Consider the following 16,179-nt stretch of genomic DNA (forward strand, 5'->3'; position numbering starts at 1 on the left):
TCTGGGGATTTCTCTCTGAACGCTATTTATATCATGATGGAAACTCACAATCCCCGTGGCTTCGGCCGTCTCAAAGCCTTCGATTCTTTGTCTGTCGGTAGGCAGCCTACGCACGAAGATGACGGGCTTTTTTTAACTACTTGATATTCCCTCTTTACCTGGCTCCCTTAAGTTGACACGCGTAGTCAGGGATCCAGTGCACACGGGCGCGGCCCACGAAGGTGCGCCTGGACTTCCCTTGCGTGGAATCACGAAGTTTAAAATGAATTTACTGTGCTTGTGGCTAATGATATGCCCTAACTAGGCCCTAACTTCAATCATCTCAAAATCGGATTTCATAGCGCCACATTCGGGGCACAGCCAATTCTCGGGGACCTCTTCCCACCGAGTCCCAGGCGTAATCCCATCTTCCGGCCAGCCTTTTTCTTCCTCGTAAATGAAGCCGCATAATAAGCACATGTACTTTTTGTATGGCATAATATTTGCCTAATCTCGTTTAATATTTAAAAGGAATGGAGAATGGTTGATCATTTTGCCGCACTTTTCAACAAAGCTGAAAATTATATGCCAGGTGGGGTTAATTCTCCAGTACGCGCCTTCGGCGCCTTGGGAGGCGTCCCGCGCTTCATTAAAAAAGCCTCCGGTCCTTATTTAATTGACGTGGATGAAAAAAATATATCGACTACGTGGGCTCATGGGGTCGATGATTTTAGGCCACGCTTACCCGGCCGTTGTTCAAGCGACCCAAGAAGCTGTGCAAAATGGTCTTAGTTTTGGCGCCCCTTGCGAAAATGAAATTAAACTCACTGCTCTTATTGGTGAGTTCATGCCTTCCATCGAAAAGGTGCGGATGGTGAATTCGGCTACCGAAGCAACGATGAGTGCGTTGCGTTTAGCGCGGGGTGTCTCACCGGTCGATCTAAAATTATCAAGTTTGAGGGTTGTTATCATGGGCACGCCGATTGCCTATTAGTCAACGCCGGGCTCGGGGGCCTTAACTTTTGGGATGCCAGGCTCGCCGGGAGTCCTGTTGGGAACGCTCCAAGATACATTAACAGCCGCGTTTAACGACTTGGATTCTGTGGCGCTACTTTTTGAAAAATATTCAAAAGATATCTCTGCCATTATTGTCGAACCTATTGCTGCTAATATGAATTTAATTCCCGCCACGCCTGATTTTCTCACTGGGTTGCGTGAATTATGCGATCAATACGGAAGTCTTTTAATTTTTGATGAGGTGATTACGGGTTTTCGTGTAGCCAAAGGCGGTGCTCAAAGTCTTTACAACGTTCGGCCCGACCTCACCACATTGGGTAAGATTATTTGCGGCGGTATGCCGGTCGGGGCCTATGGTGGCCGTCGTGAAATTATGAACTAATTGTCGCCAGAGGGACCTGTCTATCAGGTAGGAACGCTATCCGGTAATCTGGTTGCGATGCTAGCGGGGCTTGCGACATTGAAAAAATTGACTACTGAAAACTTTTATTCCAATTTAAAAGAAAAAACTGAACGGTTAGTGATTGGCATTTTATCGCGTGCTAGAGCGGCTAAAATTCCGTTGACGGTTAATTTTTCTTGTGGGATTTTCGGTTTGATTTTTACAAGCGAGGAGCGCATAATCCATTATGCCCAAATGGCGAATTACAATGCTAAGCATTTTCGCTCATTCTTTCATAAGATGCTTGATAACGGCGTCTACGTAGGGCCTTCTGCCTTTGAATCAGGATTTATTTTCGCTGCTCACACAATAAAGAGAATAAAGAGGTTGATAAAACTCTGGATATTATCGAAAATATTTTTAGTATTTCAGAAACATATTTAATGGTATAGGTATGAAACAATACATTGCTCGGCGCGTTGAAGTCGACCTCGGCCATCGGGTCATGGATGAGTGTTTCAAATGTTATTCTCTCCACGGACATCGAGCTTCGGTGCAAATGACTTTTGAATTTTCAACCCAAAGTGAAATTGGTTATTGCATTGATTTCAAAGAAATCAAACGCGTCGGCGCTCAATGGATCGATGATAAATTCGATCACGGTTTTGCAGCTAATCCTAAAGATAAATTTGTTATTGAAGCCTGTCAAAAAACTAATAGTAAGTATTATTTAATGTCGCTTAACGGAAAGGATAACTATTGTAATCCCACGGCAGAAAATATTTCCCGAGAAATATTTTTAGCCTTGGAAATTTTGTTTGAAGATTACCCGGGCCTAAAAATTCATCAGTTGCGATTTAATGAAACTCCTGATTGCTGGATAGATACTCAAGGTTCCAGCATTTTACCTACAGAAAGGAAAAATTTTTTGTCTGTTCGAGGCAAGGAAGTCCGCCAATATGCAAAGGAAAAAGGTAGACTGGAATACGATATTCGAAAAGTAAAATAATTATGATTTTTTCACGATTTTTAAGAACTTTATTAGTCGCGGCATCGGCGGTGTTATTTGCCATTGTAGCCTTCACTAATATCACGGATTATGATTGATGCCAATTGGCAGTTTGCTCGACATACGTTGAGTATGGATACCACCTTTAAAAGTGCCTCTCTTATGTAGCGCGCGATTACTAACCCTCCCTGGCAAACATTTTTTACGTCCTTATCCATTGTCATGGAAAGTTTGTCAGCAATTTTGTTGTGGATTGCGATTGCTCAATTATTTCGCCATTTAAATTCCGTATAATTTAATCAAGCCAAGCCCTGGGCAAATGCCGACTTAGGGTTAGGAATTGTATTATATTTTTTTTGGTTATTTTATTGTGTAATAGGGGCCGAATGGTTTATGATGTGGCAGTCGCCCTAATAATGCCTAATTTAGCGCTGGATTGTATGCAACTTTGCTGCTGTTGATTTTAATTTATCTCAATCAAAATGACGATTAAAAAACAACCTTAATAGAAGTCTTCCCATCTAGGTTATTTTTTCCACCGTCATCCCCCCCGCAGGCGGGGATGACGAAGCGGGCTGTGCCTGCTGGATAATGATATGACTTCCACTCAACCCTCACTTTCACCAGTTTTCAATTTTTAGAGAGGGTAAGTGTGCAAATTCTTTTAAATTTGGAGGTAACTAAGATTAAACGATTATTTAACACAGCACCGGCGATTAAAATACCATAACCTCCAATGGTCTTTACTAGACGGCATAAATAAGCCCGGGCTTTTGCTGCCTTATCGGCGTCGCCCTCGGTAAATGGAAGAATGGAAATGCAATGAATAAAATCGTCAATTACTTTTTTTAGAGTTTTGCCACGTTCCTGGTTTAATTGAAGACTATACTGGATTTCCATCAAGGAGACGCGCGAAATAGCAATCTGGGAGGTGGACGTTTGCTTGTCGCCTTTAATAAAATCACTGACGATGCACGTGTCCAATAAAAATTTCATTTAAATGGGTCCTTTTTCGGTGGCTTTAATTCTTTCCCCTGCGACTCAAAAGCTTTAAAATCCTCAATGCCTGAAAAATTAATCACCGAAATCGACCATAGCAATACTGTGATAAGCGACCCGTTCTTTTAACGCTTCACAAATAACAAGGTTACGACTTTTACGCAACCGCTTGGCCGATCGGTTAACTTCTTTCCCCAGTTCATCTTCGAGATAAATATTTACGTTCATCAGGCCCCTTTTTCAAAATATAACATGTTGTTCAACGGCTCACTCCCTTCTTCACGGCAACTAGCCTCTCCCGCTTGCGGGAGAGGCTAGTTGGGCTAAAACAAATATTGGTCTTCCGAATCACTATCATTTGGACCGCCGGTGTTGTCGGAGGAGGCGGTTGAAAATTGGGTGGGTGCGTAACGCTGGCGGAAAATTTCAAATCTCGACTCTGGTTGATTGGGTGAGGCTAAAAGGCCGGTATGGGGATCGATTCTGACCATGACCGTTCCGGGGGGCTGGGGTAATGAAGCTTTTGGCTGGCCTTGCAAAGCCGCCCTCATGAATTGAATCCAGATGGGTAAGGCGGCTTGGGCGCCATATTCATGAAGTGATCTTAAATTGTCATAGCCTACCCAAACTGTGGTTTCTAAGTTAGAGTTAAATCCCGAAAACCAAGCGTCAACTTGATCATTCGTCGTACCGGTTTTCCCCGCTAAATCGGGGCGGTTTAATATCTTTGCTCGGCGGCCTGTGCCGTATTGGATCACATCGTGCATTGCTTGCGTAATTAAATAAGCGTTTTGCGACGTAATTACTTTAGGAGCCATTGGATTAGGTAACTGTTCTGCGGTCGCATTGGGGTTGGTAACGCAAGCGCTACAGGCACGCGGTGGTTTAGCCCGAAATAAAACATCCTGCGACTGATCTTCAATACGCGAAATAAAATAAGGCGTTATCCGATATCCACCATTTGCAAAGATTGCATAACCCCTAGCAACCTGTAAAGGAGGCAGCGCGGCGCTGCCAAGCGCCAGCGAAAGCGAATGCGGCAAAACATTAGGATCAAAACCAAATCGCGTAAGATATTCAATTGCATAAGGGATGCCGATTTTTTGTAATAATCGGATTGAAACCAAATTACGCGATTTCATTAAACCTACACGAATAGAAGTAGGTCCGTAAAATTTTCGCGTATCGTTCATCGGGCGCCAGAGCGCATTTTCACCCGAATCCTGCATAACTACCGGTGCATCATTGATCATGCTAGCTAAGGTATAACCTTTGGCCAGTGCGGCGGAATAAAGAAAGGGCTTAAAATTAGAACCCGGTTGCCGTTCAGCTTGGGTGATACGATTGAAATTACTGTGTTCATAATCAAACCCGCCTGTCAAGGCGTTAACAGCGCCGTCTTGAGGATCTAATGCAACCAAACCCCCTTCTACTTCAGGAATTTGGGTAAGCCACCATTGGTCATTCCGTGCTTGAATGACCTCAACAACATCGCCGACTTTCACAATATCGCTCGCCTGACGCGGAGAAACCCAAACATACCCATTTTCCAACGCTGGGCGAGCCCAAGATAAACCAGACCAAGGCACAGTAATAGCGCGGCCATCCCGCAGCAATACGACTATGCTACGCCTATTGACGGTAATAACGCCCGCGGGGGTAATGCCATCTACCATTGGTTTTCCCTTCAAAGCAGCAAGCCAGGCATCGCGTTTAAAGACGCCTAAATTTTGGTGTGGTTTTCGGTACTGATGACGCTCCTCATACGCAATCAAACCATCTCGTAACGCTCGGTTGGCTTCTTCCTGAAGCTTCGAAGAAATCGTCGTATAAATATTAAGGCCGTGGTCGTATGCCTCTTCGCCATATCGGTCCACAACAACTTCCCGCGCCATCTCAGCCACGTATGGGGCTTTTACTTGAGTAGTAGCCGCATGGTACTTTGCGGTGAGGGGTGCTTTAATGGCTTTCAAATACTTTTCTTTGGTAATAAAGTTGACTTCTAACATTCGCTTTAACACATGGTTGCGTCGCAGAAGTGCCGCTTTAGGATTTTCTAAGGGGTTATTTCGGGAGGGGGCTTGGGGCAATCCGGCGATCATGGCCATCTGGGGTAATGTTAATTGATTAAGCGGCCTTCCATAATAAACTTCCGCTGCCGCTGCTACACCATAAGCGTGATTACCAAAATAAATTTTATTTAAATAAAGTTCGAGGATTTTATTCTTGCTAAGTTCCTTATCGATTTTTAAAGCTAACAATATTTCGTTAATTTTTCGGGTATAGGTTTTTTTACGGATTAAAAAGAAATTACGAGCGACTTGCATGGTGATCGTGCTCGCACCTTGCGAACGTTTGCCGGTGAGTAGGAACGCTTTGGCGGCGCGAATAATGCTGATTAAATCTACGCCGGGGTGCTCATAGAAACGGGCATCTTCCGTAGCCAGCACTGCATAGATAAGTGATTTTGGCACTTGATCCAGTGTCACCGGAATTCGTCGCTTAGTCCCAAATTGAGTAATTAATTTTCCATCGGCCGTGTAAATGCGCAAAGGGACTTGCAAATGCACATCGCGTAATATTTTAACGTCCGGCAGCCGCCATTCCATGTAAACATAAATGACAGCCATCGCCAAGATGATAGTAAAAGCAAAGCTGAACAACGCCCAAATGGTATGCACGGCAAAATGGCGGACTTTACTCATGACTAGAGTTTATCATAACCACTTAAACCCCGGTATTGCGTGAGGTGAGTCGGGGATTAAAGTGGGTGGATGGCATTCTCGCAAATTGGTATCGAAATTGAAAACCATGAAATCCGAGCGCTGAAAGCTCGCCGCTGGGAAGATTGTTTGTATACAGAGGGTCGGGCGATTATCCCTATAAAGACTCATCTTGCCCAAGCGTTGCTTGAGCTACAAACTCAATGGCCAGGTCTCGCGAAAGCCATCGTTTCAGTCGATTATCAGCAAGTTTTTAAAGTTTTTAGTAAAATCATTCCTTTCGATTCTACTTGAACAAAAAACGAATGGCAGTGTTCTTTGCAACAACAACTCCGATCGCTTTTTAGGCTTATCACTGAAGAAATGTATTGCTATTGCTATTGCCTAACTCCTGCTCAAAAGCCTTCCAGTTGCCATTTTTTTCGCTGTTAAAAAATCTGACGTGGATGAAACCACGATCGCTTGTAGCAAAACAAAAATCAAGCTGATTACGGTGGATATTAATATCCTCGCTTCGACGAGGCCGATTAATTTTTTTAACGCAAAAATAGGCATTTTTGCCATTATCATTATTTTATTTCAACATAACCGACTGCGCTTGTGTGTTTTTGATCATCAGCTGTTAACCTATACGGTAAGCATCGATTTTGCAGACATTGAGTCAGATATCCAACGTGCATTGCGCTTTTATTATCAAACACAACCACCAAGTAAGATTAAACAATTATATTTAGTGGACGCAAAAATGGCGGTAACTTCTACGGAATTTCCGCAATTTAATAAAAAAGTTTTTAATGGTAATTCCTTTGATCCGCGTCTTTGGGTTGCTTTCTCGTTAGCGACTCGGGTTGGTTTTCATGAATATTAGCCTCCTACCATGACAATAAAAACTACAACGCCAACAAAATTATTTGTTTTATAGTTTTTGGCTGGCAAGTTTTATACTTACGGTAGCCGTCATCGGATGGCTGAATTTTTTGCTTCATCGTTCAATCCGTTTAGAAAAAAAGAAAATTGCTTTCTTAACTAAGCAATTAGCTGTTTTGCCTCTCGTTGATAGAGCGAAAGCAAAGGAAATAAATAAAATACTGGCTGAATGGGACATTATTTCACCCATAAAACTCATCTCGGAAGCACTTCCAAAAAATGTATCTTAAAAAACTATCGTTTGACAGAGGGACGAGGATTCTATCAGGCATTTCTAATGACACCAACGTGGTTTGGAACTTCATTCAGGAAATTAAAAAATTGTTCAGTTCTATTTCACTTTCTCATTTAAGTCAAAAACCCTATGTTTCATTCACGATTCGACTATCCTACACGCGTTAGAATAGCTGCCGTTCTAATCACTCACTTTGCTGCTGTTGAAATAGCTTACTGCTTTTTTCTTTACCTACACTTAATTGAGTTACACTATTTAAAAAATTTTTTAAAGAAAAAATAAGATGACCTTTCCATAATCAAAAACCAATCTTTCGATAAAAATTTGTATGAGAAAGAGATAAAAAATTAAAAGAACCCATCGATGATAGTCAATTAATAGCTACTATAACCTTACTTTGACAGAAAAATCATTTGCAGTTAATCTACATAGAATATAAAAAAACAAGCAATAGATTCGACAATCCTATTAAACAATTTAATTTATTTATTTAAGGCAATTTTTTAAATATGATTATTTTTTTAAAAAATCTTGTGTTTTTCGCATTTACTAGTTCTACCTCAAATTCAAATGCAAAAGAGAAATGATGAACTCACATTACAATGCACTATTGAGGTTTTCCATGATTAAAACAGCAATCGGTCTTATTTTTTACTTAGTATGTCTTATTCACTGGGTGAGCGCGACCTTTTCATTTTATCACCATCTACCCAAGCTGCCATGAAGACATTGATTATGCCAATTCATTACGCGAATGCCAAATCACTGTCAGCCATTCTCAACAGTAAAAAAGCGGTGTTTTATCAAAATTCGGTTACACCACCGCTGACGTTCGCATCGATCAACTGTGGATTCGTAAGTGGCAGAGTCAGATTCATCTCGTTCAATCCCTCGTGAGTCAACTGGATATTCCCATTCACCAAGTCTTAATTAAAGCGCGCATCATCAGTATTAGTGATCATAATTTACATTCTTTGGGGATCTTATTTGGAACTAAGGGAGAGAACGCCCAATCTGACGATGGGCTGATAGAAGATAAACCTAGTTCCACTATTCAATTCGGAGTAGCGGATATACCCATTATAAAATTTAAAAATGGCCAATTGCTCGATTTGACCCTTTCGGCGCTCGAACAAGAAGGCAGGGCACAAGTCCTTCCGTACTCAAAATTAATTGACTAATAATCGGCAAACGGCCATCATTGAATCTGGCGAAGAGATCCCTTATCAGGAAAAAACGGGGCAAGGCAACACCAGCGCAACTTTCAAAAAGGCCATTTTACGCCTAAAAGTCACACCGGTGGTTTTACCCGGTAACCGCGTCCTTTTACAATTGAATGTCGATCAGGATAAAATGAGCTCTTTTTTGGTGAATGGCGTTCCCACTATCCAAACCCACTATCCAAACCCAGCAATTGACCACCACTAAAGTGATGGTTAATAACCGAGACACGGTCGTATTGGGCGGCATTTATGAGCAATCGACGCAACAGGAAGAGGTATAGAGGTATACCAGGGCTCCATAAAATTCCTATTTTGGGTGGATTATTTCGGCATCGATAGCGCTCTTCTGAGTATAAACGATTATTAATTTTTGTAACTCCACAGATCATTTCCGCTTATGAAAAAAATCTCACCAATATATTTAATCGGCTCTGTGGGCGCGGGAAAAACCAGCGTCGGCAGCCAGCTTGCTAAGTTGACGAAATGTACACTCTACGATTCCGACAAAGAGATTGAAAAACGAACCGGCCTGATATAGCTTGGATTTTTGAAATGGAAGGAGAGGCTGGTTTTCGTCGACGTGAAAGAGAAATGATTGGAGCGCTTTGTAAACTTGATAATATCGTTTTAGCCACTGGAGGCGGCGTTGTGTTAGATGAAAAAAACCGACAACAAATATCTGAAACTGGTGTCGTTATCTATTTAACCGCTTCCATCGACACTCAATTAAGACGAATTGCTCAAAAGGGTAAGATGAGACGTCCTCTTTTTATTAAAAATGATTCCAAAGAAAAATTACAACAGCTTAATGAAATCCGAAAACCTCTTTTATCAGGCAATGGCAAACCTCGTTTATCCGACGGACGATCTAAATCCCTGCCAGCTAGCCACTCAAATTCTAGCCGATATTAAAAAAACCTGCTCAACTCTATGAAAACAGAACGTGTTAATGTCAATGTTAACAACCACTTCTATCCTATATATATTGGAGGAAATCTTCTGCAAGATAAACTGCTGCTTCAACGCCACGTAAAAAGACGTCAAGTGATGATTGTTAGCAATCAAACGGTAGCCGCTTTTTACCTGTCCCCCCTCAAAGCCATTTACCAAAACTTCAAATGCGATACGTTTATTTTGCCGGATGGCGAGCAATATAAAACCCTTGAATATTGGGAACGTATTCTCCATAAACTCGTTTCAAGCAATCAGCATCGTGATACGACACTGATTGCGCTGGGCGGCGGGGTTATAGGCGATATTACGGGATTTTCAGCCGCCTGTTATCAGCGGGGGGTGATTTTATTCAAGTGCCGACAACTTTGTTAGCACAAGTAGATGCCTCTATCGGCGGTAAAACGGCCGTTAATCATCCTATCGGAAAAAAACCTCATCGGCGCCTTTCGTCAACCTAAAGCAGTTATTATTGATCTTAATACACTTAGCACTTTACCCGAACGTGAATTTAAAGCGGGGATGGCTGAAATAGTCAAAGCAGCTCTTATTAAAGATGAAAAATTTTTTACTGATTTAGAGAATAAAATGTCGGACCTGCTGCAACGTAATTTTACTTTTTTGCAAGCTGCTATTAAGCGCGCGGCGGAAATTAAGCGCAATATCGTGAATGGGGACGAAAAAGAAAGGAGTGGCGAGCGGGCTTTATTGAACCTAGGCCATACCTTTGCTCATGCTATTGAGCGCTTACTCGGTTATGGTCAATGGTTACACGGCGAAGCAGTCTCAGCGGGGTTGGTGCTTGCTGCTCAACTGTCGCATCACAAAAATTGGCTTGATTTTACGTCTTTGCAACGAATTTGTCGTTTGCTTACCCAAATTTCTTTGCCGATTGGCCTACCCAAAAGCATCCATCTGGATGAATTATTATCGGCTATGTATATGGATAAAAAGGTAGCAAACGAACGCTTGCACCTAATATTGTTAGAAGGCCTTGGGCATGCTGTCGTTTCTGAGCAGGTCGATGATCGAGAGTTGAAGGTCTTTTTGGCGAATGCTTAAGAAAGCGGTATAATTTTTTTATCTTCCCGTAAACGGGAGAGGAATTGTGGAAGGGAGGTGCTATGCGAAGCTCACCTCCAGCTAGGTGCAAATTAAAATAATATTATTTTAAAAGTGCTATTAAAGCGAAATTACTAATAGATGTACAAAATGAATCTCCTTCTGAAACCGTATTTGAAGAATTAACCACGGGATCTGAAATACGTCCTTCATGGAAACAACATTGGATCAGATCTATTGCGCTCATTTTGCTGATCCTTATTCTTTCACTGTTATGGCACTATAAAAAACGGGTCAAGATTTTATAATTTATTCCACTCCTAGGAATGCAGCACCATTACAAACAGCGGAACAATTGCTTTCAAAAAACCGAGCCGCAGCCAGAGTAAAAAATGCCCCATAGCGCAATAACTACGCAGTTTTATCTTTGTTTAAAGAGATCTCGATAGATCCACAGTAGAAAAAGTGAAATGAAAGCAAGAAAAGCCTCAAAAGCATATAGCCATTCAATGGAAATAAAATGACTACCCAAACCAACCAATAAATAGATCAATAAAATGATAATGCCGCTTATACTATTAAATACTGATTGCAAACGTGCTTGAAAACGAAATTCCGTCAGGTACTGCGCCTTTGTCACCATTAATGGCCAGACAGCCAAGCACACCCCGATAAAAAGGTACAAAATTTCCGCTCCTAAAATTGAATGATTCAAACCAAACCAACTAAAGAAAATACCTAACGCTAAACAAAGCACTAATAGGGTCGGAATAAATCCCCATCGTTCAGCTACCCACGGCAAAAAAATTCCACCAATCACAACGCCAACTGATAACGCTGCATCAATTTGACCAAATTTGTCCACCGTGGCATGTAATATATTCTTAACAAAAGGCGCTAATAAAACGCCTGCAGTCATAAACGACACTAATACCAGTAATTGCACGGAATAAATAACAATTAATTTTGGATTAATACGAAGATAGACTAGCCCAGCTGTAAAATCATCAATAATAAATCGATAACTCGTTTTCTTTTTACGAGTCTTTTGTAAATGAGGCCGCACGCGAATTACGGCCAACGTAGAAAAAATAAAAATAATTCCCGTCATTAAAATAGTGGTTGGCGCCGACAGCCAAGAGATAAAAGTGCCAGCCAGCCCCATGCCGGCCACATTGCCAATCTCATAAGCGATATCTATCGTTGAATTGGTGTACAACAAATCTTCCGAAATCACAATCTCTCGAATTAACGCAATGGTAGCGGGCAAATAGACAGCGAACCCTATGCCTAGCAAAGCCATCAAAATATAGATCAAATGTGCCGATAAAGAATGGTAGAAATACCAACCGAATAGAATCAAAACCAAGCCGCGAATGGCATTCCCGCCGATGATTAACCATTTACGTGAGTAACGATCAGCGACTACCCCCACCACCGGACCTAGAAAAACGGTCGGCACCCAAAAACACAACATCGCTACAGAAACGGCGGCCAACGAATCATCAAGTTCTAAAATTAACCAACTCAACGTCACGTAGCTCAGTCCTGAACCCAACGTGGCCAAGAGACAGCTTGTCACATACCGCCGAAAAGAGGGCTGCGCTAGTAATTGCAATCGTTTGCTGCTATACGACATGAAAAATACCAACCAAAAAAAGGGAAGGCGACCTTTCTATCATAAATTGCCATTTATGTCACTCATGACACCAAAGACGAGAAAAACTCACCTCAATGACATCAATACAGCGATCAAGTAGCGTATCTCCATTAAGGACATATCAACATGCAAAAGCCCGCTTTAACAAAGGAACCGCTGCTTGATACAGTGAGCGGTGGAAAGCGCGATTAATTGTTGGTTTTATTATGCTCGCGCTTGCTTTTATTAGCCTTTTTATTATGGAAATCCAACGCGCCGCGTATTGGATCTTCACTTGCATCATGTCCCCCATAGATGCTGTTCTTTGCGTTTGGTTAGTATGGTATCTCAAGCGCCAAGGCACTCCTTTCTTCGCCAATAATTGGCATATTACCCTTCATTTGATCGGTTTAATCGCTGCCGTTTATTTAATTGCTGTCTTTATTAAACGCGGAATTGTAAGTCATCAAGAAGCGGGGCTTTTTACCTTGCTGGTGCTTGCCTTAACATTGTATTTGGCTGGCATTTATACGGATATTATTTTCTTACTAATAGGGGTGACCTTGGGGATTTTAACAACGGGGGTCATTTTAGTAAAAGCTTATGTATGGTTGACTATGATTCCGATCATCCTATTGACGGCCCTGATTATCTTTTCCATCGCGAGTCGCGATCGAAAAAAACTGGATAATGAAATCTAATGAAAAAGCCTTTCCAGCTTGCAATTTTCTTAAGTTTATTTTGCTCACCGCTTTTTGCTGTAGAAAAAAAACCCTCAAACGAATATTAATACTATTCTGCGGTTCATTAAATCCAAAGTTAACTTGGGTTTTATTGTTATTGATGTCAAAACAGGTCGAGTTATTTTTAGCGAACGCTCACAATTTTTGTTTTCGCCGGCAAGCACACAAAAATTATTTACGGCCGTAGCGACATTGTATTATCTCGGCCCGAATTATCAATTCACCACCACACTTCTCGCCAACGGCGCCATTAAAGGACAAACTTTACAAGGAAATTTAATGCTCAAATTCTCTGGAGATCCTGAACTGACGACAGAAGATTTAAATCGACTGATTGAAAAATTAAAAGAACTGGGTATCCATCGCATTAGTGGCCATGTCTATATCGATAATACCGCTTATAAGACGTTCCTTATCCGCCGGGTTGGATGTGGGATGATTTAAGCTATGGTTTTATGCCGCTTCGGTGAGCGCCATTGTTATCAACCGCAATAAATTTTTATTGCATATTTTGCTGGCCAAAAAAGGCAACGGCCAGCCAACGCTATCGTCTATTCTCCCAGCGGGCGTGGCTCATTTTTCTAATCGCGTAAGAACAACTGCCCATCAAATTAAACAGTGCCCGTTGACTGTTTACAGTGATAATCGCAATAACTATCAATTGGCAGGCTGCATTAACCACGCGTGGGGACAGCAATGACGCATACTAGCCATCCGAAACCCGGTTCATCTACGCCAACATGCTGCTCAAACAGGCGCTCGTTGATAATGTTATTGAGTACCAAGGTCCAATTCTCTTAGCGGCTTCTAGTGCTAATGATGTCGTACTAGCGAAGCACAAATCGCCACCGATTCGCAACATGTTAAAAGAAATGTTGAAGAATTCTGACAATTTAACGACGGATTCATTGCTAAAAAAAATCGGGGAACGATTTTATAAAAAACCCGGTACTTGGCAAAACGGACTGCGCGCATTAAAAAAATATTAGAGCCCACCGGCATTAATTTCAAAAATAATTTAATTAATGACGGTGCAGGACTTTCGCGTTATAATCTCGTTAGTCCGGATCAAATGGCAAAATTACTGCGTTTTGCCTACAATCAAAAAACCATTCGCGATCCTTTGTTAAAAGCACTTCCTATTGGCGGCAAAGATGGAACGCTTGCCGGTCGCATGCGCTCTATTGCTAATTTCGAGCGAGTCCACGCTAAAACCGGCTCAATGGCAGGGGTTTCAGCCTTAGCGGGCTATTTGCGAACTCGTCAGAATAAGGTATTATCATTTGCGATCATGATTAATGGTTTCGTTGGCGAAACCCATGCCTATAGTCATTTAGAAGATCGTCTATGCGAATTTCTGGTAAAATTTTCTGAGCGAAAATATGGATAAATACGCTGTCATTGGCAACCCTGTTGAACACAGTTTATCACCTGTTATTTTTCAAGCGTTTAAAAAGCAAACGAATCAATCCTTCAATTATTTAAAAATAAAAGCGCTGGTGAATGGATTTACTGCCGCCGTAAAAAATTCCACGACGAAGGAGGGAAAGGCGCTAATATTACTTTGCCTTTCAAAGAAGAAGCATACCAATTAGCTGATAAACGTAGTCAAGAAGCAAATGAAGCCCGCGCGGCCAGCGCTTTGAAATTTCGAGAAGACGGTACTATTTATGCTATGAATTATGATGGACTGGGGTTAATGCAGGATCTCACTCGCAATCACAATATCACACTGACTCAAAAATCCATTTTAATTGTCGGCGCAGGTGGGGCAACGCACGGTATTTTAGGGCCGCTACTAAATGCAGCACCGGAAAAAATAGTTATCGTCAATCGTACGGCTTCTAAAGCACATGCATTAGCGAAAACTTTTCATTTGCGCGGTGAAATTCAAGGCGGCGGGTTCGATGAATTAGAACCTATCCGATATTACGTCATTATTCATGCGACCAGCTTAGGGCATCAAGGAAAATTTCCTCCGCTTCCCGATGCTCTTGTTGGCCCGCAGAGTTGTTGCTATGATCTTTCTTATGGCAAAAGTGCTTCGCCCTTTCTGCAATGGGCACAAGATCAAGACGTAAAATATAATTTTGATGGCCTTGGTATGCTAGTAGAACACAACGCTGCGGTTTTTTATTTATGGTTCAGCATTTATCCTGATACCAATCCTGTTATCGAAATTCTTCAAGCTCATTTGTAAGAAATATCTCAACACTTCGTCAGTAGTTTTACTAGTTACTACAACGCTGTTAGCAGCAAAAATTTATCCAAAAATATTTAATTATTTAAATGAATGAGTATTTTTATTTTCTCACAAAAGAAAAATTCCTTTTATACGTTAGTCTTTTTTGGGGATTGTTGTTCTTCTTCGAAGAACTGCTAAATTATTTATAAATTTAAGCGATTAATAAGATTGTCCTTTCTGAAAAGGTAACCACGAAGTTATGGGACTTTATCTCATGGAAAGAGAAAGATCTAAGGATAGAACTGCTTAGTAGGAATCACCAACCCGGGGTGGTTATAGCGACCACCCCTTTTTTATTATTAGAGGCCCATTGAGGTAGTCAAGGTCTCTCTTTCTAACGCTTCATCATGACCACGTTGTCAATAAGCCATCGGTTAAAAAATCGCGACGAATAAGAACGACTAAAAAGATTGGCGAAACTACCGTTAGAAGCGCGTAGAAAGTAGTTTTCTAAAAAGCCTGCGCATTTGCACTAAGTATATCGCATCACATTGCTGCGCGAAACGATTAGTGTAAACATCAAAAAGGACTGACACCGCTAACGCTTGATCGATATTCACAAAATGTTCATTCAGAGGATCCCTTCCAATTTCCCATAATTGAGTCACTTGCGGTCGGAGTACAGGAGCCATTTGTTTCAATTCTTAATCTAAAACAGAAACTGAAGGCTGCGGCCTAACTAATTACCGGTAGCACTCTTCAATTTTTTCTTGCACAGAAATTTCTTCGAGTGGTAAGTCAATTACTTTTTTAATTTGATTCGCCGTTGTTTGCGAAATAACATTATTCTCAGGCACTTACTGTATTGACCTTTACAATTCATCCTGGAAATCAGTCAATGAATTTTCAAAATCGAATTTCAATGAAGAAAGCGCAGAAAAGTTACTGTCTGAAATGACATGACTCTGTGGTAATGGCTGTGAAGCTTCAAGATAAGCTTTATTTTTCTCAGATTCTGAATCAGTTTTTTATACGCTTCTGCTTGTTGTTCTTTTTGAATAGTCTTAGCGATCTCCATCGAGATTCGATCGAATTCTGCCGCATC

General features: G+C 41.4%; 6 protein-coding genes and 15 pseudogenes. 14 read left to right on the top strand and 7 right to left on the bottom strand.

Going from position 1 to position 16,179, the window contains the following annotated elements:
* Positions 1 to 300: 300 nt before the first annotated feature.
* The gene (locus OWO34_RS08565) at positions 301 to 477 is read right to left on the bottom strand and encodes a rubredoxin (protein WP_267257200.1); all 177 of its coding nucleotides are present in this window, start codon (positions 475 to 477) and stop codon (positions 301 to 303) included.
* A gap of 42 nt (positions 478 to 519) precedes the next feature.
* Here OWO34_RS08565 and hemL point away from each other — a divergent pair.
* The 3 genes and pseudogenes from hemL (at position 520) to OWO34_RS08580 (ending at position 2,880) form a co-directional block, all read left to right on the top strand.
* Positions 520 to 1,830 (top strand): annotated as a pseudogene (gene hemL, locus OWO34_RS08570) (glutamate-1-semialdehyde 2,1-aminomutase).
* Between the two features lie 2 nt (positions 1,831 to 1,832).
* Positions 1,833 to 2,387 carry a 6-carboxytetrahydropterin synthase gene (locus OWO34_RS08575; RefSeq protein WP_267257201.1) on the top strand — a complete coding sequence of 185 codons (555 nt, stop codon included), beginning with the start codon at positions 1,833 to 1,835 and terminating at the stop codon, positions 2,385 to 2,387.
* 2 nt (positions 2,388 to 2,389) lie between these two features.
* Positions 2,390 to 2,880: pseudogene (locus tag OWO34_RS08580) on the top strand (DUF2165 family protein).
* A gap of 137 nt (positions 2,881 to 3,017) precedes the next feature.
* Here OWO34_RS08580 and OWO34_RS08585 read toward each other — a convergent pair.
* The 4 genes and pseudogenes from OWO34_RS08585 to OWO34_RS08595 all read right to left on the bottom strand — a co-directional run bounded on the left by OWO34_RS08585 (position 3,018) and on the right by OWO34_RS08595 (position 6,091).
* Complete coding sequence (locus OWO34_RS08585; RefSeq protein WP_267257202.1) at positions 3,018 to 3,383, bottom strand: PIN domain-containing protein; 366 nt, start codon at positions 3,381 to 3,383, stop codon at positions 3,018 to 3,020.
* A 78-nt stretch (positions 3,384 to 3,461) separates the two neighbouring features.
* Positions 3,462 to 3,557 (bottom strand): annotated as a pseudogene (locus OWO34_RS09970) (hypothetical protein); the annotation flags it as partial.
* Positions 3,536 to 3,614, bottom strand: a pseudogene (locus OWO34_RS09975) (hypothetical protein); the annotation flags it as partial. The pseudogenes OWO34_RS09975 and OWO34_RS09970, both read right to left, overlap by 22 nt.
* Before the next feature lie 95 nt (positions 3,615 to 3,709).
* Positions 3,710 to 6,091 carry a penicillin-binding protein 1A gene (locus OWO34_RS08595; protein ID WP_267257204.1) on the bottom strand — a complete coding sequence of 794 codons (2,382 nt, stop codon included), beginning with the start codon at positions 6,089 to 6,091 and terminating at the stop codon, positions 3,710 to 3,712.
* A 69-nt stretch (positions 6,092 to 6,160) separates the two neighbouring features.
* Between OWO34_RS08595 and OWO34_RS08600 the strand changes: the two are divergent.
* The 7 genes and pseudogenes from OWO34_RS08600 to OWO34_RS08630 all read left to right on the top strand — a co-directional run bounded on the left by OWO34_RS08600 (position 6,161) and on the right by OWO34_RS08630 (position 10,910).
* Positions 6,161 to 6,970 (top strand): annotated as a pseudogene (locus OWO34_RS08600) (type IV pilus biogenesis protein PilM).
* Between the two features lie 50 nt (positions 6,971 to 7,020).
* Positions 7,021 to 7,266: a hypothetical protein gene (locus OWO34_RS08605; RefSeq protein WP_267257205.1), complete on the top strand. Its 246-nt coding sequence runs from the start codon at positions 7,021 to 7,023 to the stop codon at positions 7,264 to 7,266.
* A gap of 364 nt (positions 7,267 to 7,630) precedes the next feature.
* Positions 7,631 to 7,901: pseudogene (locus tag OWO34_RS08610) on the top strand (type 4a pilus biogenesis protein PilO).
* Positions 7,882 to 8,968 (top strand): annotated as a pseudogene (locus tag OWO34_RS08615) (secretin N-terminal domain-containing protein). The pseudogenes OWO34_RS08610 and OWO34_RS08615 overlap by 20 nt, the downstream one beginning before the upstream one ends.
* Positions 8,892 to 9,428, top strand: a pseudogene (locus OWO34_RS08620) (shikimate kinase). Before OWO34_RS08615 ends, OWO34_RS08620 begins: the two co-directional pseudogenes overlap by 77 nt.
* Positions 9,425 to 10,507, top strand: a pseudogene (gene aroB, locus OWO34_RS08625) (3-dehydroquinate synthase). Before OWO34_RS08620 ends, aroB begins: the two co-directional pseudogenes overlap by 4 nt.
* Positions 10,508 to 10,644: 137 nt before the next feature.
* Positions 10,645 to 10,910, top strand: a pseudogene (locus OWO34_RS08630) (hypothetical protein).
* 8 nt (positions 10,911 to 10,918) lie between these two features.
* Here OWO34_RS08630 and OWO34_RS08635 read toward each other — a convergent pair.
* A pseudogene (locus OWO34_RS08635) lies at positions 10,919 to 12,158 on the bottom strand (MFS transporter).
* A 135-nt stretch (positions 12,159 to 12,293) separates the two neighbouring features.
* On the opposite strand from OWO34_RS08635, the pseudogene OWO34_RS08640 reads away from it, so the two are divergent.
* The 4 genes and pseudogenes from OWO34_RS08640 to OWO34_RS08655 all read left to right on the top strand — a co-directional run bounded on the left by OWO34_RS08640 (position 12,294) and on the right by OWO34_RS08655 (position 15,283).
* A pseudogene (locus OWO34_RS08640) lies at positions 12,294 to 12,847 on the top strand (hypothetical protein).
* Positions 12,847 to 14,279: pseudogene (gene dacB, locus OWO34_RS08645) on the top strand (D-alanyl-D-alanine carboxypeptidase/D-alanyl-D-alanine endopeptidase). The pseudogenes OWO34_RS08640 and dacB overlap by 1 nt, the downstream one beginning before the upstream one ends.
* A pseudogene (gene aroE / locus OWO34_RS08650) lies at positions 14,272 to 15,089 on the top strand (shikimate dehydrogenase). The pseudogenes dacB and aroE overlap by 8 nt, the downstream one beginning before the upstream one ends.
* Positions 15,090 to 15,178: 89 nt before the next feature.
* A complete protein-coding gene (locus OWO34_RS08655; protein WP_267257207.1) occupies positions 15,179 to 15,283 on the top strand; it encodes a hypothetical protein in 105 nt (34 codons plus the stop codon).
* Positions 15,284 to 15,993: 710 nt separating this feature from the next.
* Here OWO34_RS08655 and OWO34_RS09600 read toward each other — a convergent pair.
* Positions 15,994 to 16,179: pseudogene (locus OWO34_RS09600) on the bottom strand (hypothetical protein); the annotation flags it as partial.

This window comes from Coxiella endosymbiont of Ornithodoros maritimus (genome assembly GCF_907164965.1).
Lineage (GTDB): Bacteria > Pseudomonadota > Gammaproteobacteria > Coxiellales > Coxiellaceae > Coxiella.